This is a genomic window from Anaerotalea alkaliphila (assembly GCF_010179735.1).
GTDB lineage: Bacteria > Bacillota > Clostridia > Lachnospirales > Vallitaleaceae > Anaerotalea > Anaerotalea alkaliphila.
In genome coordinates this window covers 1-1754 of sequence record NZ_JAAEEH010000084.1, presented here as the reverse complement: position 1 = coordinate 1754, position 1754 = coordinate 1, and the positions used below count along the sequence as shown (strand labels likewise).

The following is a 1754-nucleotide window of genomic DNA, read 5'->3' as shown; positions in this document are numbered from 1 at the left end:
AAACCTGAATTCCCGGGAATTTATACCTAGGCTGGTGGCTCTACCCCCAGACACTTGTACAAATGGAGTTGCTTCTTCGTGATTTCGCCAATGCGATGTCTCTTGCCCGGCTGCTCGAAGCGCTCTATGATGTCCAGGTTGTCCATCACTTCCTGCATGGTGTGGCTTTTGAACAAATCGTTATCGCTCATGGCCTTCTTGATGTAGGAAAGGTAGATGAGGGCCACAAACTGCACGAACAGCTTTCCGTCCAGATTCTCTTCCGAGGACACCGAAGTGGTGCGCATGTTGAGGCGCTCCTTGATGTCGCCGAAGGCCTTTTCAATCATGTCCTTGGACCGGTAAACCTCCAAGGCGTCCAACGGATCCTTGACGCCGTTGGAAATCAGGGCAAAGTAACCGTAGTTCTTCTCGGCCTCGTCGATGGCGTCCTGCTTGGGGGTGAAGGTGATTCCACGCACTGGTGTCTGCTTGATTTCGTAGTATTTCGCATAGCTCTTTTCGTGCTCTGGAATCCGCTTGCCGGATGCCAGTTCCGCCTCCAGACTATCCAGCATCCTGTTGAAGGAGACCTTGTCGTCCGTGGCCTTCTGGTCGTTGTAATACACATGGAGGTACATCCTCCGGGTTCCCTTTACGACTTCCCCTGAGCGCGGTTTCATCTCACTGTAATCCCAATCCATTAGGATGGAATCGTAATAGATTCCGTACTTCGAGCTGTAGTGCTTCCTGGACACCATGGTGCCGCGGATTTCGTCCAACCTTTTCTTCACGTACTTCAGGGATGTCTTGGTTGCGATCAGGAACTTGTAACGCTTTTGGTACAGCTCGTTGATGTTCTCTTCACTGTAGAACCCCCGGTCCATGATGAGCTTCACTTTTCCCAGTTCCAGGAAGTCGATTTCGGCCAGCATGTTGGAGATGGTCTTCACATCCGAGATGTTGCCCGGAAGCTTCCGGAAGCATACCGGAAGCCGGGATGTTTCGCCGAAAATCAGGGCCAGGTTAATCTGGGGCAGGGGATCATGGTCTTTGTTCATCCCGTACTTGACCTGCTTCAGTGACTTCGAGTACGAAGATATGGAGGTTGTGTCGTAGGCCAGATACTCCTCTTCCAGACGGCGCCTGGCCTGCAGCTGGAAGAAGTTCTGCTTGGCGTTCTCAGTGATGGATCCGAACAGCTCGCTGCTCCTTTGGGAAGGGATATCCTTTCCAAAAGGATGCGTATGGGTGGCGGCCCACTTGGGAAACCGGCTCAGGGGGTTCCTGTCTTCCAGGATCAGGTAGTAGGCGATGGACAGGATCTGTCGGTATGTGTCCGGGAAGCATCGCTTGAGGTCTTCGGATATCCCCAGCTTGTCGCCGATGGCGTCGAAAAGAGAGGTGGCACCACAGAAGCCGCGCTTCCACTCCAGAGTGGGAACCGGTCCCGGCTTGGCGGTTGCCGGAGGCTCCAGCGCCTGTTGTCTCTTGGACGGAATCAGCTTTCCTGTGTCCGGGTCCAGTTTCCCTATGCAAACCCTACGGTTCCTGGCCTGCTTCTTATCCTTGTCCCAGTATCCGGAAGACTCATAAACGTAAGTCACACCATTTTTCTTGTTCTTCAGATAGACCAGCGACATCTGCGGCACCTCCATTCATTGGTATAATTATACCAATGAATGGGTCAAAAGTCAATGCAAAACCGCCTCAAAACCCAGTGTTTTCAATGGTTTTCGTATAATCATTGGTATAAAAATCCGGGAATGCAGGTT

Annotated in this window: 1 protein-coding gene; it reads right to left on the bottom strand. The window is 52.2% G+C overall.

Features of this window, described 5'->3' with window-relative positions; genetic code table 11:
- Positions 1-26 precede the first annotated feature (26 nt).
- Positions 27-1622 carry an IS1634 family transposase gene (locus tag GXN74_RS14200; RefSeq protein WP_162371589.1) on the bottom strand — a complete coding sequence of 532 codons (1596 nt, stop codon included), beginning with the start codon at positions 1620-1622 and terminating at the stop codon, positions 27-29.
- Positions 1623-1754: the final 132 nt, after the last annotated feature.